Origin of the sequence: Ruegeria sp. ANG-R, from assembly GCF_000813985.1 — a bacterium.
Classification (GTDB): domain Bacteria; phylum Pseudomonadota; class Alphaproteobacteria; order Rhodobacterales; family Rhodobacteraceae; genus Ruegeria.
Genome location: NZ_JWLJ01000004.1, coordinates 292228 through 315253 on the forward strand (window position 1 = coordinate 292228; position 23026 = coordinate 315253).

23 protein-coding genes are annotated in these 23026 nt (G+C 58.8%); 15 read left to right on the forward strand and 8 right to left on the reverse strand.

Features of this window, described 5'->3' with window-relative positions; translation table 11 throughout:
* The first annotated feature begins 15 nt into the window (after positions 1-15).
* Genes RA27_RS13285 through RA27_RS13295 form a run of 3 tightly spaced genes read left to right on the forward strand, consistent with a single transcriptional unit; the run spans position 16 to position 2104 of the window.
* Positions 16-765, forward strand: coding sequence for an SDR family oxidoreductase (locus RA27_RS13285; RefSeq protein WP_039539663.1), 750 nt, complete (start codon positions 16-18; stop codon positions 763-765).
* A complete protein-coding gene (locus tag RA27_RS13290) occupies positions 762-1370 on the forward strand; it encodes an enoyl-CoA hydratase/isomerase family protein (protein WP_039539666.1) in 609 nt (202 codons plus the stop codon). The genes RA27_RS13285 and RA27_RS13290 overlap by 4 nt, the downstream gene beginning before the upstream one ends.
* Positions 1367-2104, forward strand: a complete 738-nt coding sequence (locus RA27_RS13295; RefSeq protein WP_039539669.1) for a VOC family protein — start codon at positions 1367-1369, stop codon at positions 2102-2104. Before RA27_RS13290 ends, RA27_RS13295 begins: the two co-directional genes overlap by 4 nt.
* Here the strand turns inward: RA27_RS13295 and RA27_RS13300 are convergent, their stop codons facing one another.
* Positions 2105-2401, reverse strand: a complete 297-nt coding sequence (locus tag RA27_RS13300) for a hypothetical protein (protein WP_039539676.1) — start codon at positions 2399-2401, stop codon at positions 2105-2107. It abuts the gene before it with no gap.
* Positions 2402-2445: 44 nt separating this feature from the next.
* Between RA27_RS13300 and RA27_RS13305 the strand changes: the two genes are divergently transcribed.
* Complete coding sequence (locus tag RA27_RS13305) at positions 2446-3624, forward strand: TIGR03862 family flavoprotein (RefSeq protein ID WP_039539678.1); 1179 nt, start codon at positions 2446-2448, stop codon at positions 3622-3624.
* A gap of 3 nt (positions 3625-3627) precedes the next feature.
* Here the strand turns inward: RA27_RS13305 and holA are convergent, their stop codons facing one another.
* From holA to RA27_RS13325, 4 genes are all read right to left on the reverse strand, one after another.
* On the reverse strand, positions 3628-4656 hold the full coding sequence (holA, locus tag RA27_RS13310) for a DNA polymerase III subunit delta (RefSeq protein ID WP_039539681.1): 1029 nt from the start codon (positions 4654-4656) through the stop codon (positions 3628-3630).
* Complete coding sequence (lptE, locus tag RA27_RS13315) at positions 4653-5144, reverse strand: LPS assembly lipoprotein LptE (RefSeq protein WP_039539683.1); 492 nt, start codon at positions 5142-5144, stop codon at positions 4653-4655. The genes holA and lptE overlap by 4 nt, the downstream gene beginning before the upstream one ends.
* Complete coding sequence (gene leuS / locus RA27_RS13320) at positions 5131-7695, reverse strand: leucine--tRNA ligase (RefSeq protein ID WP_039540038.1); 2565 nt, start codon at positions 7693-7695, stop codon at positions 5131-5133. The genes lptE and leuS overlap by 14 nt, the downstream gene beginning before the upstream one ends.
* A 72-nt stretch (positions 7696-7767) precedes the next feature.
* Entirely contained in the window at positions 7768-8253 is a 486-nt protein-coding gene (locus RA27_RS13325; RefSeq protein ID WP_039539687.1) for a DUF3576 domain-containing protein, read from the reverse strand.
* A gap of 282 nt (positions 8254-8535) precedes the next feature.
* On the opposite strand from RA27_RS13325, the gene RA27_RS13330 reads away from it, so the two are divergent.
* Both RA27_RS13330 and RA27_RS13335 read left to right on the forward strand, forming a co-directional pair.
* Entirely contained in the window at positions 8536-9573 is a 1038-nt protein-coding gene (locus tag RA27_RS13330; protein WP_039539690.1) for a porin, read from the forward strand.
* Positions 9574-9675: 102 nt separating this feature from the next.
* Complete coding sequence (locus RA27_RS13335) at positions 9676-10335, forward strand: YggS family pyridoxal phosphate-dependent enzyme (protein ID WP_039539693.1); 660 nt, start codon at positions 9676-9678, stop codon at positions 10333-10335.
* Here RA27_RS13335 and RA27_RS13340 read toward each other — a convergent pair.
* Positions 10319-10819 (reverse strand): L,D-transpeptidase family protein, encoded by a 501-nt coding sequence (locus RA27_RS13340; RefSeq protein WP_039539696.1) that lies wholly within the window; start codon positions 10817-10819, stop codon positions 10319-10321. The genes RA27_RS13335 and RA27_RS13340 overlap by 17 nt on opposite strands.
* Complete coding sequence (ribA, locus tag RA27_RS13345; RefSeq protein ID WP_039539699.1) at positions 10816-11910, reverse strand: GTP cyclohydrolase II; 1095 nt, start codon at positions 11908-11910, stop codon at positions 10816-10818. The genes RA27_RS13340 and ribA overlap by 4 nt, the downstream gene beginning before the upstream one ends.
* Before the next feature lie 161 nt (positions 11911-12071).
* On the opposite strand from ribA, the gene RA27_RS13350 reads away from it, so the two are divergent.
* The 6 genes from RA27_RS13350 to RA27_RS13375 all read left to right on the forward strand — a co-directional run bounded on the left by RA27_RS13350 (position 12072) and on the right by RA27_RS13375 (position 16173).
* Positions 12072-12758 (forward strand): response regulator transcription factor, encoded by a 687-nt coding sequence (locus RA27_RS13350; protein ID WP_008756096.1) that lies wholly within the window; start codon positions 12072-12074, stop codon positions 12756-12758.
* A 188-nt stretch (positions 12759-12946) separates the two neighbouring features.
* Entirely contained in the window at positions 12947-13414 is a 468-nt protein-coding gene (locus tag RA27_RS13355; protein WP_039539702.1) for a GNAT family N-acetyltransferase, read from the forward strand.
* Between the two features lie 114 nt (positions 13415-13528).
* Positions 13529-14317, forward strand: a complete 789-nt coding sequence (locus tag RA27_RS13360; protein WP_039539705.1) for an exodeoxyribonuclease III — start codon at positions 13529-13531, stop codon at positions 14315-14317.
* 87 nt (positions 14318-14404) lie between these two features.
* Positions 14405-15322: a thioredoxin gene (gene trxA / locus RA27_RS13365; protein WP_039539707.1), complete on the forward strand. Its 918-nt coding sequence runs from the start codon at positions 14405-14407 to the stop codon at positions 15320-15322.
* 27 nt (positions 15323-15349) lie between these two features.
* The gene (locus RA27_RS13370; RefSeq protein ID WP_039539710.1) at positions 15350-15991 is read left to right on the forward strand and encodes an LON peptidase substrate-binding domain-containing protein; all 642 of its coding nucleotides are present in this window, start codon (positions 15350-15352) and stop codon (positions 15989-15991) included.
* Positions 15988-16173, forward strand: a complete 186-nt coding sequence (locus RA27_RS13375; protein ID WP_039539713.1) for a Trm112 family protein — start codon at positions 15988-15990, stop codon at positions 16171-16173. The genes RA27_RS13370 and RA27_RS13375 overlap by 4 nt, the downstream gene beginning before the upstream one ends.
* On the opposite strand, the gene RA27_RS13380 is transcribed toward RA27_RS13375, so the two are convergent.
* Positions 16170-17432, reverse strand: a complete 1263-nt coding sequence (locus RA27_RS13380; RefSeq protein WP_241484069.1) for an FAD-dependent monooxygenase — start codon at positions 17430-17432, stop codon at positions 16170-16172. The two genes, RA27_RS13375 and RA27_RS13380, sit on opposite strands and share 4 nt — an antisense overlap.
* Positions 17433-17481: 49 nt before the next feature.
* Between RA27_RS13380 and RA27_RS13385 the strand changes: the two genes are divergently transcribed.
* The 3 genes from RA27_RS13385 to RA27_RS13395 all read left to right on the forward strand — a co-directional run bounded on the left by RA27_RS13385 (position 17482) and on the right by RA27_RS13395 (position 23008).
* On the forward strand, positions 17482-18810 hold the full coding sequence (locus RA27_RS13385) for an amidase family protein (RefSeq protein WP_039539715.1): 1329 nt from the start codon (positions 17482-17484) through the stop codon (positions 18808-18810).
* Between the two features lie 109 nt (positions 18811-18919).
* Positions 18920-20101: an aminotransferase class I/II-fold pyridoxal phosphate-dependent enzyme gene (locus tag RA27_RS13390; RefSeq protein WP_039540044.1), complete on the forward strand. Its 1182-nt coding sequence runs from the start codon at positions 18920-18922 to the stop codon at positions 20099-20101.
* Between the two features lie 15 nt (positions 20102-20116).
* Positions 20117-23008, forward strand: coding sequence for a DNA translocase FtsK (locus tag RA27_RS13395; protein ID WP_039539718.1), 2892 nt, complete (start codon positions 20117-20119; stop codon positions 23006-23008).
* Positions 23009-23026 lie beyond the last annotated feature (18 nt).

A 23026-nucleotide genomic window follows, 5' to 3' on the forward strand; every position in this document is an offset into this window, starting at 1 on the left:
ACGGGGTTTTAAACGATGCATATGCAAGGGAAAACGGTACTGATCACAGGGGCGAGCCGGGGCATCGGTGCCGAAGCCGGGCGCGTTTTTGCCGCAGCGGGGGCCAATGTGGCCTTGGTCGCACGCAGCCGCGATCAGATTCAGGCGCTGGCGGCAGCGTTGGGCGACAACGTCATGGCATTGGCCTGCGATGTCAGCGATTTCGCACAGGTCGAGCAAACCGTGGCCGATTGCATCGACCGGTTTGGTTCGCTGGACGTGCTGATCGGAAATGCGGGTGTGATCGATCCGATCTTTCATCTGTCCAACGCGGATACACAGGCCTGGAGCCAGGCAATCGACATCAACCTCAAGGGTGTTTTCTACGGAATGCGTGCGGCCTTGCCCATCATGCGCGCAGCGGGTGGCGGGACCGTGCTGACCGTCTCATCCGGTGCGGCGTCGAACCCGGTCGAAGCCTGGAGCCACTATTGCGCCTCCAAGGCCGGCGCCAAGATGTTGACCGAATGCCTGCATCTGGAAGAGGCGCATCACGGCATTCGCGCCATGGGCCTGTCACCGGGGACCGTCGCCACCGATATGCAGCGGGTGATCAAGGCCAGCGGCATCAATCCCGTCAGCCAGCTGGATTGGGACGATCACATCCCTGCGGACTGGCCCGCAAGGGCGCTGATGTGGATGTGCTCAGCCGATGCGGATGAGTTCTTGGGAACCGAGATATCGCTGCGCAACGAAGAAATTCGCAAACGGGTCGGGCTGACGTGATCGACCTGACGCAAGAAGATGGGCTGTGGACAGTTACGCTGAATAACCCTGGAAAAGCCAATGCACTGACCTCAGCGATGCTTAGCGAATTGGTTGGCATCGCTGAGGCGGCGACTGAGGCGCGTGCTTTGATCCTGACCGGCGCAGGCCGGGTGTTCAGTGCGGGTGCCGACCTTGATGAGGTGCGGGCGGGCCTTGCGACCTCCGACCTATGGGAGCGGCTGTCAGGTGCAATCGCCAGCCTTCCCTGCCTGACAGTCGCCGCTCTCAACGGTACGCTGGCGGGCGGTGCCAACGGTATGGTTCTGGCTTGTGACCTGCGCATTGCTGTTCCCTCGGCCAGGTTTTTCTATCCGGTCATGAAGCTGGGATTTCTACCGCAGCCTTCCGACCCGAAACGCATGGCCGCGTTGATCGGTCCGGCCCGGACCAGAATGATCCTTATGGCCGGGCAAAAGATAACCGCAGCGGAAGCATATAACTTTGGGCTGGTTGATCGGGTGGTCGAGCCTGACCAGTTGATGCCAACAGCGCGAGAGCTTGTGGTCGACAGCGTATCTGCCGACCCGGCGATTGCAGCGGGTATTGCCGGATTGTGCCCATGAGGATTGCCGCGCTTCGATTGCGGGTGGCTGACCCGGATGCCTTGGCGGCGTTCTATCGCGACGCGCTGGGCATGTCCGTTCTGGTCGAAGGGGCCAATCGTCGGGTGGGATACCCCGGCCGGGATGCTCACCTTCTGCTGATGCCGGGTGGAGGTGGCTACCGTCATGACCGTGGGCAAAGATACTGGAAGATCGGAATCACGCTGCCGGATGTTGATCTTGCTCTGGATTTTCTTCGCCGGAAGGGTATTGCGGTCAGCGCTCCGCAGCAGTTTCTGGATATCGGCTATATGTGCCACCTGAATGACCCCGAAGGATTTGTTATAGAACTGCTGCAGCATGACTTTGAGGGCAACCGCCCCGATGATGCCGCGCACCGGGCCTTGCCATTTGCCGACGCCTGTATCGGCCAGATCACCTTGCGGACCGGCGATATTGCCGCCGAGGATGCGTTCTGTCGATCGCAGGGGATGTCCCTGTTGTCCATGCAGGATGTGGAATCATACGGGTTCGACCTTCACTTCTATGCGTTCACAGCGGAAAAACCCCCGAATCCGGACCTCTGGGCGGTTGAGAATCGCGAATGGTTATGGAAGCGCCACTACACCACACTGGAGTTCCAACATATCCCAGATGCCCGATTTGCACCGGTGCCAGACTATTGTGGAATTGAAGTTGAAGGTTTGGCCGACCCGCAGGAGGACGCGTTCGGCGATCCTTGGCTTCCGACCTGATCAGCGCCCGCGCCGTTTGCCGGGCACTTTCGAACGAAATCCAGGCGGGCGTTTGCGTACCCAATGCAGGAACTTTTTCAGCCTCGGGTGGGTCCGCAGCGCATCAACGGTGTTGAATTCGCGCGCCAGTTCCGCCTCGGTCAGTGTCGCGTGGACCTCTTTGTGACAGATCTGATGCAATAAAACGGTGGGCCCGCCCTTGCCTCCTTTGAGCTTTGGGATCAGATGGTGCAGGCTGCCGCCGCCCTCCGGGATCGGGCGGTCGCAGAGCGGGCAGATTGGATCAGCATTTGCCATGACCTAACTTCGCGCTGAAGCGTGTAGACGGCAAGAGGGACACAATGGCGCAAACGATGGTTATCGGGGCGGGACCGGCAGGCCTGATGGCCGCCGAGCAACTTGCCGCCGCAGGGCACGAGGTTCTTGTGGCCGAAGCCAAACCCTCGGTCGCGCGAAAGCTGCTGATGGCGGGGAAATCTGGCCTGAACCTGACCAGGAACGAGTCTTTTGACACGTTTATGGGCGCTTATGGGGATGCCGAGGAATGGTTGCACCCGATAATCCGAGCGTTTGACGCACAAGCGGTCATGGCCTGGGCCAGCGATCTGGGGCAGAAGATGTTCACGGGTTCAACCGGGCGTGTGTTCCCGAGGGTGATGAAAGCCTCGCCCTTGTTGCGGGCGTGGCTGACCCGGCTGGATGAGGCCGGTGTTCAGATCAGGACCCGGTGGTGCTGGCAGGGGTGGCGCAATGACGCGCTGGTGTTTGATACGCCTGATGGCGAACGGCTTTGCACACCCGATGTGACGATTCTGGCATTGGGAGGTGCCAGTTGGGCGCGATTGGGGTCGGACGGTGCCTGGGCTTCGAGGCTCGCGGAGACAGGTGTCGCTTTAGCTTCGTTTGAACCTGCAAATGCGGCCCTGTCGGTCGGCTGGAGCCCATACATGCAGACTCATTTCGGGGCGGCCCTGAAATCGGTGCGCTGGATGGCGGGAGGGTCGCACAGCCGAGGCGAAGCCACGATTTCTGCCAAGGGTCTGGAAGGGGGCGGGTTGTATTCCCTGACCCCGTCTTTGCGTAACGGTGACCCTCTCTTTGTGGATCTGGTGCCCGACCTGGGCGAGAAGGATTTGCTTGCACGCCTTGCGTCAAAAAATCCCAAGACCACATTGTCCCAGTGGCTCAAGCGGACGCTGCACCTGCCGCCGCAGAAAATCGCGCTGTTCCATGAGATGGTTAAGCGGTGCAGCGTGCCCAAGTCGCATGAAGCCTTGGCAATAAAACGGTTGCCGGTGTCACATGCGGGTCTGCGGCCGATCGATGAGGCGATTTCAACCGCTGGCGGTGTCGCGCGTGATGCACTGGACAGCGGTCTGATGCTGACCGCCCGACCGGGCGTTTTTTGCGCGGGTGAGATGTTGGACTGGGAAGCCCCGACCGGGGGGTATCTGCTGACCGGATGTCTGGCAACGGGGCGCTGGGCCGGACGGTCTGCTGCTGCATGGCTGGATCAGTAGGCATCAGCCCGATCGGGCCAGCATGGCCAGACGGATCATGGCCCGTTCCACCAGCGCCATGGCCGGTGCGGTTTGACCGGCCGAGCGCAACGACAGGTCCGTGTCGGTCAGAACCGTCAATGCGGTTTGCAGTTTCTGCGCGCCCCATCCCTGCGCTTGCCGCAATATGCGATCGCGCCGTTTGCCATAGACCGGGGGGCGTAGTTTGCCGATTCCCTGAGCCGCTCCGCCCGGGTCTGAGGCGCAAGCGTAAAGCGTCCGGAAATGCCGCGTGGCTCCGATGCACAGACTTACACCATTGGTGCCTTGCGCCTGCAGTCGTCGGATCAGCGGCCCGATTTCCTGCGCTCGGCCCTCGGCGACCACGTTCAGCACGTCATCCAACGCTGCTTCGGTCGAACGCGGCGCGCAGGCCTCGATGTCTTCAAGTGTCAGTTCGCCGGAGTCCCCTCGTTTGTAAAGTGACAACTTCTCAATGGTTTGCGTGAAATCTCCCGGGCTTAGACCCAGAGCAAGTTCGCTGAGCGCCGACATCGAGTCGCGCGGGATAGTCCGCAATCCAGCCTCTGCCAGAATCCGTTCCACCTCGGCGCGCGAGGGTGGGTCATCGTAGATGCCGACTGAATAGGTCGTCGGATTTGCTTCGAACGCTTTGCGGATTTTCGAGCTGGGTTTGAGCTGTCCGGCGGTCACAATGATCTGTGCATCGCCTTTGTCCCAGTCTTCGAGGGCCGCGATTATCGCAGGCGCGGCCACATCCGTGGTGTCTTCGACAAATACCGCGCGGGGGCCGGGGAAAAATCCGACGGCCTTTACGGCGTCCAACAACAACGCCGGATCGCTGCGCAGGTCAGCGCCGGGAATGCGGGTCAGGCGCATTTCCTCTTCGGCTCCGGGTCCCAGCAAAGCCGCCAGAACCTGCTGGCGTTTCAGGGCAACGCGCATTGCGTCCGCCCCGTAGATCAGCAATCCGGCCTTGTCCGCGTCCGGCCTGGTAAAATACCCTTCAGCCTCGCGCGGGCTCAATTTCATGTGGACAGGTCCGGCGTGGCGTATAGGCGATTCACGATCTGATCGGACAGAATCACCATCAGGCGCTCAATCGCGTCACGCTCATCCGCCAGCGTCGATACGGTCGAGCCCGCGGCTGAGTAGCCTACGAAATCGGTGACATTGCCCGAGGCAATAACGTGCCCGGTCGCGTTGGATTTCAGCGTGTAAGAGGCATTGCCATCAATGGTATAGCGATTGGTCTCATTCGCTGTCGTGATCGAGGCCCGGCGGGTGACTGTCGACACGCCGACATCCAGTTTGTACTCGTTGCCCGATGTCGCGCTCCGGCCTAACTGACGTTCCAGATTCTGGACAAGCAGAAAGCTTTCGACCGTATTCGGGGCCGATACTTCCACTTTCCCATTCAAGGCCGAACCCGATCCCCCGGGCGCATAGACCGGTTCGAAACCGCAGGCGGCGAGCGCCAGCGGCATCAGCAATATGGTTCTGCGATCAAACGACGACATTTACGATTCGGCCCGGTACAACGATCACTTTCTTCGGTGCGGCACCATCCAGCGCCTTTTGCACAGCTTCGGTGCTGAGCGCGATTTTTTCAACCTCTGCCTTGTCCAGATCCTTGGCCACGCTGATTTCGGCGCGGCGCTTGCCGTTGATCTGGATTGGCAGGGTGACGGTGTCATCGATCAGCATCGCCTCATCCGCGACGGGCCATGGGGCCATGGCCACCAGACCTTCTCCGCCCAGCAACTGCCAGAGCTCCTCGGACAGGTGCGGCGTCATCGGCGACATCAGTTGCGCCAGCGTCTTGGCGGCCTCGCGTTTCGCAGCGGTGCCTGCCTTGGATTTGGCCAGCGTATTGGTGAAGGCGTAAAGCTTGGCAATCGAGGCGTTGAAGCCAAAGGATTCCACCCCGCCCGAGACATCATGGATCGCCTTGTGCATCTCGCGCAGCAGCGTTTCGTCGTCGGCATTGGCCGGACTGTCCGATTCGACGATTTCCGAGGCGATCCGATGCACACGGGCCAGATGCTTGAACGCGGCCTCGGCCCCGGATGCGGTCCATTCCACGTCCCGCTCGGGAGGCGAATCGGACAGCACGAACCAGCGTGCGGTGTCGGCCCCGTAGCTCTGGACGATTTCCATCGGATCAACGACGTTTTTCTTGGACTTCGACATTTTGACCGATGGGAAAATCCAAATCGGTTCGCCGGTGTCGAGCTTAATCTTCTTTTCTCGATCCACTTCTTCGGGGAAGAAAAACGGTCCGCGCTTCTCGCTGCCACCTTCCGGTGTGTAGCATTCGTGCGTCACCATGCCCTGAGTGAACAGCGCATTGAATGGTTCGATGGCTGTTTTCGGCAAATGGCCGGTGATGTTCATCGCCCGCGCGAAGAAGCGGGAATAGAGCAGGTGCAGAATCGCGTGCTCGATGCCGCCGATATACTGGTCGACGTTCATCCAGTATTCCGCCTCGGCCAGATCGGTCGGCGTTTCAGCGCGAGGTGCAGTGAAACGGGCGTAGTACCAGGACGAATCGACGAAAGTATCCATGGTGTCGGTTTCCCGCTTGGCGGGCGCGCCGCAGGACGGGCAAGGGGTGTCGCGCCAATTGGGATGGCGGTCCAGCGGGTTGCCCGGAATCGAGAAGTCGATCGGCTTGCCGTTGCCGTCGTCATAAGGCAGCTCAATCGGCAGATTTTCTTTCTTCTCGGGCACCGTGCCGCATTTCTCGCAGTGGACCACGGGAATCGGGCAGCCCCAATAGCGTTGGCGACTGAGACCCCAGTCGCGCAACCGGTATTTGGTGACGCCCTCGCCCCAACCTGCTTTTTCGGCGAAATCCACGGTGGCGTTGATCGCCTCTTCGCCGGTGGCTTCCGTGAGTCCCGCGAAGTGGTTCACCCAGCGGACTTTCACGGTCTTCGGCGGGACAAAGGCGATCTTGTCGACCGGGGAATCATCATCCAACGCAAAGAAGGTATCGACCACAGGCAGGCCGTATTTGCGGCAGAAATCCAGGTCGCGCTGGTCATGCGCCGGGCAGGCAAAGATTGCGCCGGTGCCATAATCCATCAGAATGAAGTTGGCGATCCAGACCGGCAACTCCCAACTGGGATCGAGCGGATGCTTGACGCGAATGCCAGTGTCATAGCCCAGCTTTTCGGCGGTTTCGATGGCCTCTTCGGTGGTGCCACCCTTTCGGCATTCGGCAACGAATTCAGCTACTTCCGGATTCTCAGCCTCAAGCTGTCTGGCGATCGGATGGTCCGGAGAGATCCCCACGAAAGAGGCCCCCAGCAGCGTATCGGGCCGAGTCGTGTAGACGGTGATCGGCTCACCTTCATCTGTACGCTCGAACGAGAATTGCAGGCCACGCGACTTGCCGATCCAGTTTTCTTGCATCAGGCGAACCTTGGCGGGCCAGTTCTCAAGCGTGTCCAGGGCGTCCAGCAATTCCTCGGAATAGTCGGAGATCTTGAAAAACCATTGGGTCAGTTCACGCCGTTCCACCAAAGCGCCCGAGCGCCAGCCGCGCCCGTTTTCGACCTGTTCGTTGGCCAGAACGGTCATATCGACCGGGTCCCAGTTCACCACGGCGTTCTTGCGGTAGACCAAACCGGCCTCGAGCATATCCAGAAACAGCGCCTGCTGCTGGCCATAGTATTCCGGGTCACACGTGGCGAATTCGCGGGACCAGTCGATCGACAGGCCAAGCGGTTTCATCTGGCTGCGCATGTCTGCGATATTGCCGTAGGTCCAGTCTTTGGGATGTCCGCCGCTAGCCATGGCCGCGTTTTCTGCCGGCATACCAAATGCGTCCCAGCCCATCGGATGCAAGACATTGTGCCCGGTTGCCAGCTTATGGCGAGCGATCACGTCGCCCATAGTGTAGTTGCGCACATGTCCCATATGGATTCGGCCAGACGGGTAGGGGAACATTTCAAGCACGTAGTATTTCGGCTTGTCCGCCTTGTGGTCGGCAGTGAAGATTCCGGCCTTGTCCCAGGCCTCTTGCCATTTTGCTTCGATTTCGGTGGCCGAGTAGCGAGACATCATGCGGTCCTTCGTAACTGAAAACGCCGGGTAGGAACCCGGCGTGGTATTAGTGTGATTTTCGGCGGGTTGCTAGAACTTGTTGTCTGCAATGCGTAGCTGACGCGCCCGAGACAGGATCGCATCCTCGACCGCGCGTGTGGTTGCGGCGCTAACTGGAGCCCCACCGCTGGTTTGGAGCGCCACTGACAATGAGCGTGCTGCCAGCGCCGGGTCGCTGATATGTACAGTCGCCCGATAAGATCGTCCGCCGCCCGGCGGTGTGCCGTAACCTGTTACGATCACGCCGGTAAAAGGATCAACCTCCTGTACGGGCAGGAAATTGAGAACATCCAGCGAGGCCGCCCACAAATAGCGGTTCACCTGAGTAACTTGTTCCGAATTGTTCGGACCGAACACATCCCAGATCGTGGAACGATTCGGGTCATCCAGTTCGCGCTCTTCGGCGTTCCCTCTGACAAAGTTGGGATCGCCTGTTGTCGAAGCGTTCCGATTCTGCCCGCAAGCAGAGAGCGTAGCGGTCAGCATGATCAAACCCAAAAACGTCGGCAGGCGCATAATAAGCAGGTCCTGTTTCACTGATTGTGCATCGTTGAGGCATACTCCTAGCCAAGGACCCTTTCAGCAACAACCCTATTCTTTTGAATTGTCGAAGCCTTGTAGGTCGGAACTCCCTGAAAGCGACTGTGGCATCCTTGCACCAATCTGACCCGAATGACGCTGCCTCATTTATGCTGAGCTTGCGCCGAGGGGGCAAAAAGAGCGAAACGATGTCCGTGCTGAGACATATGCCTTGGTATGTGTCGAGTAGATAACTCTTTTGAAACCGAGGGAAACAAGATGAAAAAAGTTCTCTTCGCAACGACCGCGCTGATCGCGACCGCAGGCGTTGCAGCTGAAGCAGCTGAAGTTAAGTTCAGCGGTTACGGCCGTTTTGGTCTAGGTTACCTGGAAGACCGCACCGGAACCGTTGACACCGTTGCTGTCGTCACAGACGCCGACGTTACTGCAGAAACCGCAGAAGACGTAGACACCGATGACACCATCCTGATTTCGCGCTTCCGTCTGAACATCGACGGCATCGTTGAAACCGACGGTGGCGTTCGCTTCGAAGGCCGTGTTCGTATGGAAGCAAACGAAGACTCCGGCAACGGTGAGCAAGATCGTGCGACTCTGAACGGCGCGCGCTTCTCGGTCATCTACGGCGGTCTGCGTGTTGACGCGGGCAACGTAGCCGGTTCGTTTGACAACGGCATCAACTACTACGGTACAGAAATCGGTCTGGAACTGTTTGCTGGTCAGTACTCCGGTGTTGACTATAGCTTCCTGTCCTACACCAGCACCGGCACTGGTGCGAACGCCGTATACGTAAACTACTCGGTTGGCGATTTCTCGTTCGGCGCGTCGTATGACCAGCGCACCTTCGCTGAAACCTCCGCTGATGGTTCGCCGACCGTTGACGCTGACCGTTGGGATATTGGCGCTGCCTATGTCTTCAACAACTTCTCGGCAGAAATCATCTACGGTCAAACCAAAGCCATTGGTGATCTGGACAAGCAGAGCCTGACCGTTCTGGCCCTGGGCGCAGAATTCGGTGACTTCTCCGGTACTCTGTTCGTCGCGGACGATGACGTTGCTGCTGAATCCCGCAACGGTACTGCATACGGTCTGTCGGGTGCATACAACCTGGGCACAGCGACCACCCTGCAGTTCGCATACGGCGACGGTTCGGCTGACGACGATCTGCGTCAGATCGCTGTTGGCGCCATCTACGACCTGGGCGGCGGTGCATCGCTGCGCGGTGGTATCGGCACCAACAAGCGTGGCGACGGCGAAAGCGTCACCGTTGCTGACTTCGGTGCTCAGTTCAACTTCTAAGTTGATCTGAACCGCAAGGTTTAAGGGCAGGTCTTCGGACCTGCCCTTTTCTTTTGCGTCAACATGGTGTTTTGCTGCGGCAAACGCAGAATGAGAGGCCCCATGTCGCTGCAAGATATCACCGACCGTATCGCCAAAGCTGAATCCGCGGCAGGACGTGCTGACGGCTCCGTGCAACTGATTGCAGTGTCCAAGGTGCAACCCAATGACCGGGTCGAGGCCGTATTGCAGCAGGGTCACCGATGTTTCGGAGAAAACCGGGTGCAGGAGGCCGTCGGCAAATGGCCCGCTTTCCGAGAGCGCTTTCCGGATGTCGACTTACATCTGATAGGTCCGCTGCAAACCAATAAAGCACGGCAGGCGATCGAGCTTTGCGATGCCATCCACTCGGTTGATCGACCAAAGCTTGCCAAGACACTGGCGCGATTGGCGCAAGAGATGGGTAAGTGTCCCGAGTTGTTCATACAGGTCAACACCGGGGAGGAGGATCAGAAAGCCGGTGTTCTTCCGGAAGATGCGGATGCCTTCATCACCGAATGCCGGGGCCTTGACCTGCCCGTCCGGGGATTAATGTGCATCCCCCCGGTTGAAGAGGAGCCTGCGCTGCATTTCGCCCTTCTGGCAAAAATAGCGGAACGGAACGGGTTGGATGGGCTGTCGATGGGAATGAGCGGCGATTTCGAATCTGCCATCGCGTTGGGAGCGACCCATGTTCGCGTTGGGTCCGCCATCTTTGGTGCGCGTGTCAAACCTCAGGAATAATCAGCCGTGTACCCGGCGCAATCTGCCGGGCAATCCATCGCAAGTGGCTTCGACCGAAGGCGATGCAGCCTTCGGTTGGATAACGCGGCCGCCGCCATTGGTGCAGGAAGATGGCCGATCCGTTACCGGGTATCGCGTCGGGGTAGTTCCAGTCGGTGATCAGTATCAGATCGTATAACGGATCGGCGCGACGCAGTTTTTCGTGACTGTAGTCATGCGGGGCCTGAACCAGATGATTGTAAGCGAGATCCTTAACATCATCCGACCATAGGTCGCGCGGTCCGATAGGCCGCGCCCATGGTGCCGGACGAGGTATTCGGTCAGCGCGGTAGAGCATTCCCACGATGTGATGCACACCTACCGGCGTGGCTCCGTCGCCTTCCTTCTTGGTTCGGGTCAACCCGCCCTTGCCCACGGCGCAGGGAAACACATGCCCCAGAAACCGAACACCACGCGGCGTCAGAACCAAATCATTTGGCGTCACAGCATGTGGCCCGATTTGGCTGCTTTGGTCGCCAGATAGGCGCGATTGTAGTCGGTTTCGCCCACTTTCAGCGGTACGCGCTCGGTTACGGCGATCCCCGTCCGCTCCATCATTGCGATTTTTGCAGGGTTGTTAGTCAGCAGACGCACTGAACTGAATCCCAGAGATTTCAGAATGTCCGAGCCAAGCCGGAAATCCCGTTCGTCATCTTCAAAACCCAGCCGGTGATTGGCCTCGACAGTGTCAAAGCCCTGATCCTGCAGGAAATAGGCGCGCATCTTGTTGGCAAGCCCAATACCGCGCCCTTCCTGATTGAGATAAAGCAGAACTCCTGCGCCCTCATCCCCCATCTGCGCCAAAGCACCGCGCAACTGTGGGCCACAGTCGCATTTCAGGCTGCCCATGAGATCGCCGGTGAAACAGGCCGAATGCAACCGGGCCAACACGGGCTTGTCCCGACTGGGCCGCCCGATTTCTACAGCATAATGCTCTTCCCCGCCATCTTCTGGGCGGAATACGTGCAGGCGACCGGCCTCGGACACTTCCATCGGCAGCCGCGCGGCGACAACAGGGTGCAGGGTGCTGCGATCACTCAGATGAGGCGCTGCGCGTGCATGATCGATACAGGTCAGGCCATGTGTCGCGGCAAACTCGCGCCCCTCGCTGACCGGGGCGACCACGGCTGCTGGCAGTAGATGCGCCGATTTGGCCAAGGCTATGGCGATACGGTGCAGATTCGCGTTCCCTTGCCGCTCGGTCATCAGCGGCCCCTTCATGGGCGCGTTCAGATCGTCCGACGGGTCGGCCACTGCCTGAACCCAGCTTAGCCCTGCATCCGCCGGGATCACGACCCGAGCCAGATCGCCGTCATATGCCCTTGCCTTCAGTGTTTCGGCCCGTCTGACCGTGATGGCGACAACGGGTTCTCCGCCCAGGCCGCGCAGATCGGCCAGTCTCTGTGGGCTAAGCGTTTCCGAGGCCAAGGCCAATACGCTGAAACCCAGGTCGTCAGTAAGAACCACCGGGACACCCATGCGCAGGTCAGCCCGCGCCCGGGCCAGCAATTCGGTTATGTTGGGGACGAGACTCATGCATGTTACCCTGTAACGATTTGATCTTCTCCTACCCTGATCAAAGCCAAATGTGAAACAATTCCTACGCGTCAGACACGAGGGCGTGAGACAGTTGCAGTAAATCTTGCTGATTGCATTCTTCGTACGCAAGTGATGGAAAAGGCTTAGGAGGACCGGACATGGCTCAGCTCAAGAAAATCCTGCTGGTGGATGACGATGAAGACCTGCGTGAGGCGCTCAGCGAGCAACTTGTAATGACCGAAGACTTCGACGTGTTTGAAGCGTCTGATGGTCAATCCGCGATGGAGCGTGCACGAGAGGCGATCTATGATCTGGTTATTCTGGACGTGGGCCTACCGGATACCGATGGTCGCGAGCTGTGCCGCCTGATGCGTAAGCAGGGCGTCAAGAGCCCGGTTCTGATGCTGACCGGCCACGACAGCGATGCCGACACCATCCTGGGTCTGGATGCCGGTGCGAACGACTATGTCAGCAAGCCTTTCAAGTTTCCGGTTCTTCTGGCGCGCATTCGCGCCCAGCTGCGCCAGCACGAACAATCCGAGGATGCGGTGTTTGTTCTGGGTCCCTACACGTTCAAACCAGCGATGAAAATGCTGATGACCGAGGATGATCGCAAGATTCGCCTGACCGAGAAGGAAACGAATATTTTAAAGTTCCTTTATCGCTCGACGGATGGTGTCGTCGCGCGCGATGTTCTGCTGCACGAGGTCTGGGGCTACAACGCCGGTGTTACAACGCACACGCTTGAAACCCATATCTATCGCCTGCGTCAGAAGATTGAACCAGACCCGTCGAATGCACGCCTTTTAGTCACAGAATCGGGCGGATATCGCCTTGTTGCTTGACTAATGGTGGATTGACTTGGATCAAAGTGATACTCTGAAGGTATCTTTAGACTACTCCCAACCCGCGCATGTCCGGGTTATGACATGCACCTCCCTGTTGGACTGCCGGGCCTGATGGCCCGGCTTTTTTTGGTTCACAGTCGTCTAGTCCCCTGAACTCAGCATATAGGTCACTACCAGAGTTTGAGATGAAACTAACCTTTGCACGCCTGTCAGAAGTTGATCCGGAAGGCATTCTTTCACACATGTCTGACCCTCGTTTGGCTGAACATTTACCCCTGTTATCAAGCACATGGGACAAGGCAGCTGTGAACCGATTTGTTCAGGTCAAGGAAGAGTGCTGGGCGCGTGATGGGCTGGGGCATTGGGCAATATTGCAGGGCGATACCTATGTAGGTTGGGGAGGTTTCCAAAAGGAAGGCAACGAATGGGACTATGGTTTGGTCCTGAGGCCTGAATATTTTGGATTAGGCGCGCGGATCACCCGGCAGGCAATCACGTTTGCAATTGCGGACCCGCGCATCCCGTTCGTCACGTTTTTACTGCCACTATCGCGTCGGCATCTGGGGGCTTTGGCACGGTTGGGAGCGCATTATGTCGGAGAAATTGAGTATGAGGGAGCGAAGTTCAGAAAGTATCGTATGAACACGGGCTGAAAACCCGAAACACGCTATATCGGACAATAGGATCTGATTTGTCGGTCTTTTCCCATGGCGCCGCTTACGGTCGCGCGCTAACCTGCGCAAATCGAGACAAAGGAACCTTCCGATATGCCCTTTACCCTTGCCACATGGAACATCAATTCGGTCCGCCTGCGCGAGCCTATCGTTCTGAAATTACTGCAGGAAGAGGCGCCGGATGTGCTGTGTTTGCAGGAATGTAAATCGCCTGTGGATAAGATTCCGACAGAGGGCTTTGCCGAACTTGGCTACACCCATATGATCGCGCGGGGCCAGAAAGGTTATAACGGGGTTGCCATCCTGTCTCGCATTCCGATGGAAGAAGTGGGGGATAAGGATTTCGCGGGGTTGGGTCACGCGCGGCATATTGCGGGCCGGCTGGAAAATGGTGTGACCATCCACAACTTCTATGTTCCCGCCGGAGGCGACGTCCCGGATCGCGAGGTGAACGAGAAATTCGGGCAGAAACTCGATTACCTGACCGACATGCGCGACTGGTTCCATGCCGAAAAGCCGGAAAAATCCATTCTGGTGGGCGATCTGAACATTGCTCCGCGCGAAGATGATGTCTGGTCGCACAAGCAACTGCTCAAAGTGGTTTCGCATACGCCGATTGAGGTAGAGCATCTGGCGGAAACGCAGGATGCGGGTGGTTGGGTGGACATCACCCGGCAGGATATCCCCGAGGGCCAGCTCTATAGCTGGTGGTCCTACCGCGCGCGTGATTGGGATGCGGCAGATAAGGGGCGCAGGCTGGATCATGTCTGGGCCACGCCTGATATCTCGAACGCGGGCCATTCCAGCCGAGTTCTCCGGGAGGCGCGCGGGTGGGAAAAACCCAGCGATCACGCTCCGGTCTTTGCCACGTTCGACGTCTGATTGATGTAAAATCACCGAACTCACCCCTTGGTTTCTGCCGCGTGCGGCTGCATATAGGGCGCAAGTTCGAACCAGAGAGAAAAAGCCATGGACCTTCTGAACGGCGCAGCCAGCCCCGAAGCGACTGATCTGATCAAAGATGGGACCGAGGCCACCTTTATGGCCGATGTGGTCGAAGCGTCGCAGGAGATGCCGATCATTGTCGATTTCTGGGCGCCTTGGTGCGGCCCGTGCAAGACCCTCGGCCCGGCGCTTGAAGAGGCCGTTACCGCCGCGAAGGGTGCGGTCAAGATGGTCAAGATCAACGTGGACGAGGCACAGATGATCGCGGGGCAACTGCGAATCCAGTCGATCCCAACCGTATATGCCTTTCACAAGGGGCAGCCGGTTGATGGGTTTCAGGGTGCTCTGCCGGGGTCCGAGATCAAGGCCTTTATTGACCGCGTGATCGAAGCCACAGGTGGTGAAACCCCGGGCGGCCAGTTGGACGACGCGGTGCAGGCTGCAGAAGACATGCTGGCCGAAGGCGCTGCGGTGGACGCGGCGCAGACCTTCGCAGCTATTCTGGGCGAGGATGCCAATCATGCGGCCGCCTACGGTGGTTTGGTGCGCGCCCATATCGCATTGGGTGATCTGGATCAGGCCGAGGCGATACTGAATGGTGCGCCGGCGGAAATCTCGACCTCGCCCGAGGTTGAGGCGGCTCATGCGCAGCTGGAGCTGGCGAAGCAAGCCGCGGATGCAGGTCCCGTTGGTGAGTTGACTGCAGCGGTAGAGGCTGAGCCTGATAACCATCAGGCACGTTTCGATCTGGCGCAGGCTCTGCACGCCAATGGCGATGTGGAAGAGGCTGTCGCACAGCTGCTGGAGCTGTTCCGCCGCGATCGGGACTGGAACGACGGCGCTGCCAAGACGCAGCTTTTCACGATTTTTGATGCCCTCAAACCCAATGATCCGATTGTTCTGAACGGGCGACGCAAGCTCAGCTCGATGATATTTGCCTAATTTCCGATCAGAACTACACTCGGGTACATGATGCATCCCGCCGATCTGCCGGAAACGGTATCTGTTTTCCCTCTGCCCGGGGCGCTGTTGTTGCCCCGGTCCCGGTTGCCGCTGCACATATTCGAGCCGCGCTATCTGCAGATGTTGGATGACGCGCTCAAGACCCAGGAGCGGCTGATTGGTATGGTTCAGCCGAATACCTGTCAGGGAGATGAAACCAGACTGCATCAGATTGGCTGTGCCGGGCGGGTTACGCAATTCTCTGAGACCGAAGATGGCCGGTATCTGATCACGCTGACGGGAATTTCGCGCTTTCGGGTCCAGACGGAAGTGGACAGCTTTACTCCTTATCGGCGGGTTTCTGTGTCCTGGGACGGGTTCGATCGTGATCTGGGCAAGGCCGAGGTGGACGATCACTTTGACAGAAACGGCTTCCTGGGCTTGCTTGAACGGTTCTTTGCATCCCGTCAGTTATCGACAGACTGGGACACAATGAAAGACGCCGATGATGAGCTTCTGGTGAATTCGCTGTCGATGATGCTGGAGTTTGAACCGGAAGATAAGCAGGCCCTGCTGGAGGCTCCATGCTTACGGACCCGGCGCGAGACGCTGGTCACACTGATTGAATTCGCCATGCGTGGCGGCACGAATGAGGAAAAACTGCAATGAGCGATTCTGAACACGCATTCGACCGCCATATGCTTGAGGCACTGATCTGTCCGCAGACTCATACAACGCTGCACTATGATGCAGAGCGGCAGGAACTGGTTTCAAAGGCCGCAGGTCTGGCCTTTCCCATCCGTAGCGGCATCCCGGTGATGTTGGTGGATGAAGCGCGCGAACTGGATTAAATCGCGCGGCCTTGCAGCAGTTTGGGCAAATCCCCGGTTAGCCCGGCGGCCTCGCGCACGAAGCCACGGCGCAGGCCCGGCAGTGATCCAACGATGCCCATGCCGATATCCCGGCCCATCCGAAGCAGCGGGTTATCGTTGGAAAACAGCCTGTTGAATAGGTCTGTCGCCATCGCCAAAGACGCCGTGTCGAACCGGCGCCACTCCTGATAGCGTTCCAGCACCAGTGGTGATCCGATATCCTCGCCGCGTCGACCGGCAAGGGTCAGAACCTCGGCCAGAGCACCCACGTCGCGCAGGCCCGCATTCAGCCCTTGCCCGGCGATTGGATGCATCCCGTGGGCGGCATCTCCGACCAGGGCCAGACGGTCCGAGATGAACGCGTTGGCGATGGTCAGGTTCAATGGATAGGTGAACCGATCACCTTGCAATCGGATGTCACCCAGAAAGTCGCCGAACCTGGGTCGTAACACCTGCAGATACTCGGCATCGGGTAAGGCGTTGATACGTTCGGCGGTCTCAGTGCGTTCGCTCCAGACAATCGAGCTGCGATTGCCGGTCAACGGCAGAATCGCCAGCGGTCCCGGAGGCATGAAGAACTGATGGGCGACGCCGTGATGCGGCAGGTCATGTTCGATCGCACAGACCAGCGCGGTCTGGCCGTAGTCCCAACCTGTCCGTTTGATCGCAGCACGCTCGGCCGTGCCGCTGCGGCGACCGTCGCATCCGGCAAGTAAACCTCCGGTAACCCGGCTGCCGTCATCCAGTGTCACCGTGACGTCTGTGGCGGTGGTTTCCTGCGCGATAACGCGTTTGCCATCGATCTGTGTGATACCGGGTTCATTCGCCAATGCGTCGAGGAAGGCGCGGCGCAGGTGGCGATCTTCGACCATGTAGCCCATCGGGCCCTCTTCGATTTCGGCATGGTCGAAATGCATGAAGAAAGGCGAGGGGCCTGACCCGGCATGGCCGTCGGTGACTTTGATTTCCAGCATGGGCTGCGCATGACCTTCCACACGCGGCCAAAGGCCGATTGCATTCAATAGTCGTTGCGAGGCAAGAGCCAGCGCATAGGCGCGCCCGTCGAAAGTGGCGTTCTTGCGCACCTTCTCGGCAAGCGCATCGATCACTGTGACCGAATGCCCGGTCTGAGCCAGCGCCAGTGCCAGGGCCGGCCCGTTCAGGCCACCGCCCACAATCAGGATATCGGTTCTGTGTTCCATGCGCTGCAATATGCGCGCCCTTTCGGGATTGTCCATGTGCGGTCCTGTCGCTACCGTCCGACAAAGGCAATTTTCGGAGGGCAGGATGCACGACTGGCTGACCATGACGGCCTGTGATTTGGGCCGGGGCATCGGAATGGGGCAGATTGATCCGGTCGAACTGACCGAAACCTACCTAGTTGCGATTGACGAACACCCGTACCGGGACCGCATTTATGCCCGTGTTACCCATGACCGCGCCCGTGCCGAGGCACAAGCGGCGCAGGAACGCGCCAGGCTTGGCCTGCGTCGGTCGTTGCTGGATGGTGTTCCGATCAGCTGGAAAGACCTGTTTGACACCGCGGGTTCCGGAACCGAGGCTGGTTCGGCGCTGCTGAAAGGTCGTGTGCCTGAAGCCGATGCGCAAGTGGTACGCAATGCGACCGCAATGGGCACGGTTTGTCTGGGCAAAACACATATGAGCGAGTTGGCGTTCTCGGGTTTGGGCCTCAACCCCGTCACGGCCACACCGCCCTGTGTGAATGACGAAGACGCAGTGCCCGGAGGTTCATCCTCAGGGGCCGGGGCCTCGGTAGCATGGGGTCTTGCAGCCGGGGGCATAGGTTCCGACACAGGTGGCTCAGTGCGAATTCCTTCCGCATGGAACGATCTTGTCGGGCTTAAAACCACAGCAGGACGCATTAGCCTTGAAGGCGTCGTACCGCTTTGCCTGAAATTCGATACGGTCGGGCCTTTGACCCGGTCGGTTGAGGATGCCGCACATATGCTTGCCGTGCTTGAGGGTACGGCCCCGGCAGATCTTCGCGGTGCATCATTGCAAGGTCGCCGCTTTGCCGATCTGCAAAACGTGGCGAAGGATGACCTGCGCGATGAGCCGGGCAAAGCCTATGATGATGCGCTCGCACGGATGAAAGAGGCCGGTGCCGAGATTGTGCCATTGGACGTTCCCGAGTTGAACGAAGCGATGACACTGTCCGGCGTTCTTTACACGACTGAGGCATACGGCTTGTGGCGTGATGTGATCGAGGCGAACCCCGAGGCGATGTATCCCGAGATTCTCGAACGGTTCCGTATGGGTAAGGAATATACAGGCCCCGACTATGTGGCGGCCTGGTCAAAGCTGATGGCATGTCGGCGCGCCTGGGACGCTGCGACTGCCGGGTTCGATGCGGTTCTGGCCCCGACGGCGCCGATCCTGCCCCCCAATCTGGATCGGTTGCTGAACGATCACGATTATTACGTCACCGAAAACCTGCTGGCCCTGCGTAACACGCGAATTGGAAACTTGATGGGTTTGGCGGCGCTGACACTGCCCACAGGAACGCCCGGCTGCGGCCTGATGATGCTGGGCTATCCGGGGTCGGAAGAGGCATTGTTGCGGCTTGGTTCCGCCGCCGAAACCGCATTGGCCTGAATGCCACAATCCCCTGATTCGGAACCTCTTTGTCTGGACGAAGCGGGGCGCGATCTGTAATCTGCCAGAAAACGGGGCGAAAAATGACCCCGGTATTGAGGCAGTTGTTATGAATTTCCCCGAGCGGTTTTCGAACCTACCGGAATATGCATTCCCGCGTCTGCGCGCCCTGTTGGATCATCATCAGCCGGGCGGCGATGTCATCCATATGACCATTGGCGAACCCAAACACGATTTTCCGTCTTGGGTGACGGATGTTATAATGGAAAACGCCGCCGGGTTTCAGGGTTATCCGCCCAATGAAGGCTCGCCCGAGTTGCGTCATGCGCTCACTGACTGGGTCAATCGCCGCTACGGCGTGTCGATGGATGCGGACGTCAACGTAATGGCCCTGAATGGCACGCGAGAGGGGCTTTATAACGCCGCCATGGCGCTCTGTCCTGAACAGAAGAATGGGCAGAAGCCGGTTATCCTGTGTCCGAACCCGTTCTATCAGGTCTATATGGTCGCTTCGATCTCGGTAGGAGCGGAGCCTTATTTCGTGTCCGCCACTGCTGCGACTGGGCACTTGCCCGATTACACGGGCTTGCCCGAGGATGTACTGAACCGCACCGCCGTGGCCTATATTTGCTCGCCTGCGAACCCGCAGGGTGCGGTCGCATCGCGCGACTACTGGGCCGAGCTGATTCAATTGGCTGAGAAATATGATTTTCGTATCTTTGCGGATGAATGCTACTCTGAGATTTATCGCGACTCCGCTCCGGTCGGTGCTCTGACAGTTGCGCGGGAACTGGGTGCTGATCCCGAGCGGGTCACACTGTTCAACTCCTTATCCAAACGCTCAAATCTGGCCGGATTACGGTCTGGCCTGATCGCAGGCGGGGCTGAGACGATCAAACGGGTGAAACTGTTGCGCAGCTACGCGGGCGCACCATTGCCTGCCCCATTGCAGGCCGCCGCCGCAAAGGTCTGGTTGGACGAGGCGCATGTGCAGGAAAATCGCGCGCTCTATCAGGAGAAATATGCCGTCGCGGACGAGGTCTTCGCGGGCGTGCGGGGCTATATGCCGCCCGAGGCCGGGTTCTTCCTGTGGCTGCCGGTTGAAAACGGCGAAGAAACCGCATTGAAGCTTTGGCGGGAAACCGGTGTTCGGGTCCTGCCGGGCGCATATCTTTCTCAAGGCGATCCGGGGCAAAACCCGGGCGAGCAGTTTATCCGGGTCGCTATGGTGGCCCCAAAAACAGAGATGAAGCGCGGGCTGATCACGCTCCGCGACTGCATCTATTCGTGAGGTACGAGGGCAAAAATGGCATCATATAACGCGCGCAACCGCGATCCATTATTGGACAGCACCACTCAGGCCGCCATCGAACGGCGCAGCAAGGAATTGATTGGCATCGCTCTGATCCTGTTGGGGTTGGCCGCAGCGGCGATGATCTGGTCCTATACGCCTGATGATCCAAACTGGATGGTCTCGACGGATGCGCCTGTGCAGAACTGGCTGGGGCGCATTGGGGCCTCGATCGCTGCACCGCTGTTCATGATTGTGGGATGGGGCAGTCTGGGTGTTGCTTTGGTGCTGATCACTTGGGGTGTACGATTTGCGGGCCATTTGGGTGAAGATCGTGCGATTGCGCGCTTGATTTTTGCGCCGATCTGGATCGCTGTTCTGGCTGTCTATGCCGCGACGCTGGTTCCGGGCGCCGAATGGCGGTCGACGCACAGCTATGGTTTGGGTGGTCTGTTCGGCGATACGGTGATGGGCGCGCTTCTGACGCTGTTGCCGATCTCTTCGCATTTCATGGTGAAGCTGATGTCGCTGGCGATGGCCGTCGGGATGCTGACGCTGGGCGTGTTCGTACTGGGTTTCAGCAAAGCGGACATTCGCAATGGCTTCCGTGCGTTTCTGCTGGGGTTGGTCATGGCCTATGACCTGTTGATGAACGCACTGGGGCGCGGGGCATCAGCAACCGCGCAGGCCGCGCGAGACCGAAAAGCACAATGGGCCGAGCGTCGAGCAGAACGCGCGGTGCCCGTACAGGCGGACTTCGATGACGATCTGGCTTATGCTGATCCCATCTTCGAAGAACCCGAGCCTGAAGCGCAGGAACCTGTTGCGAAGACCGGACTTCTGGCGCGGATGCCGTCCCTGATCCGCCGTCCCGACCCTATGCCAGAACCGGAGCTTGTCGAGACCGTTGCGGTTGAAGGATACTATGACATGCCGGGAGAGGATCGCATACGGTCCAAGATTTCCGCCGCTGTACGCAATCGTAAGGTTGCAGCAGGTGAGTTGACCCCCGAGCCTGATCCGAGTCTGCCATTGACCAAAGGACGCGGCAGGGGTCCGGACCCTCTGATTTTGAACTCTGGCGCAGCAGACGCGTTGCCGCCCGAACCTCCGGTGACTTCTGCCGATCTGCCACCCGAGCCACCGCTGACGTCCGTGCCTGAGGCCACATTGCAGGCACAACAAAGCTATGTTGCGGAGCCTGACTATGATGACGACCCGGTGTTCGAAGATGCGCTTGAACCCGCGCCGCAACCGCAGCAGGCCGTCAAGATTCCAGTGGCCGAACCGCGCAAACCGGTGGTTGCCCAACCGGTCCGCCGTACTCCGCCACCGTCACGCAGGGCGCAGGCCGAGGCGCAACCGGCACTTTCGTTTGAAGAACGGCATTCTGATTTTGAGTTGCCGCCTTTGGCCCTGTTGTCAAACCCGGCCAACATTCAGCGTCATCATCTGAGTGACGAGGCGTTGGAAGAAAATGCACGGATGTTGGAAAACGTTCTGGATGATTACGGGGTAAAGGGAGAGATCGTCAGCGTGCGCCCTGGTCCTGTGGTTACCATGTACGAGCTTGAGCCTGCACCGGGCCTGAAGGCAAGCCGTGTGATCGGTTTGGCCGATGATATTGCGCGTTCGATGTCGGCCCTTTCAGCGCGGGTATCGACCTTGCCGGGCCGCTCGGTCATCGGGATCGAACTGCCCAATGAGAACCGCGAAATGGTGGTGCTGCGCGAAATCCTGGCCAGCCGCGATTTTGGCGATGGCAACCACGCGCTGCCTTTGGCCTTGGGTAAAGATATCGGTGGTGAGTCGGTTGTCGCAAACCTGGCGAAGATGCCTCACCTGCTGATTGCGGGGACAACCGGTTCCGGTAAGTCGGTGGCGATCAACACGATGATCCTGTCGCTGCTCTATAAGCTGACGCCGGATGAATGCCGCCTGATCATGATCGACCCGAAGATGCTGGAACTGTCTGTCTATGACGGCATTCCGCATCTGCTGTCACCTGTTGTGACCGATCCGAAAAAGGCGGTCGTAGCCCTGAAATGGGTCGTAGGTGAGATGGAGGACCGCTATCGCAAGATGTCCAAAATGGGCGTGCGCAACATCGCGGGCTACAACGGTCGTGTGAAGGACGCGCAGGCCAAAGGCGAGATGTTCAGCCGCACGGTCCAGACCGGCTTTGATGACGAAACCGGCGAACCAACCTTTGAGACCGAGGAATTCGCGCCCGAGGCGATGCCCTATATCGTCGTCATCGTCGATGAGATGGCCGACCTGATGATGGTCGCGGGCAAAGAAATCGAAGCGTGCATCCAACGCCTTGCGCAAATGGCCCGGGCCTCGGGTATTCACCTGATCATGGCTACTCAGCGTCCTTCGGTTGACGTGATCACCGGGACGATCAAGGCGAACTTCCCGACGCGGATTTCGTTCCAGGTAACTTCGAAAGTCGACAGCCGCACCATCCTCGGTGAGATGGGCGCCGAGCAACTGTTGGGACAGGGCGATATGCTGTACATGGCGGGCGGCGCCAAGATCACCCGTTGCCACGGACCGTTCGTCTCGGACGAAGAGGTAGAGGAAATCGTCAACCACCTGAAACAGTTCGGCCCGCCGGATTACATGAGCGGTGTGGTCGATGGCCCGGCTGAGGAAAAGGCTGACAATATCGACGCCGTTCTGGGCCTGAACACGGGCGGTAACACGAACGGAGAAGACGCCCTTTATGATCAGGCGGTTGCGATTGTGATCAAGGATCGCAAGTGTTCGACCTCATACATTCAGCGAAAACTCGCCATCGGGTACAACAAAGCTGCGCGGCTCGTCGAGCAGATGGAAGACGAAGGCGTTGTTTCCGGGGCAAATCACGTCGGTAAACGCGAAATCCTCGTCCCTGAGCAGTAGGATATTTAATAACAGGGG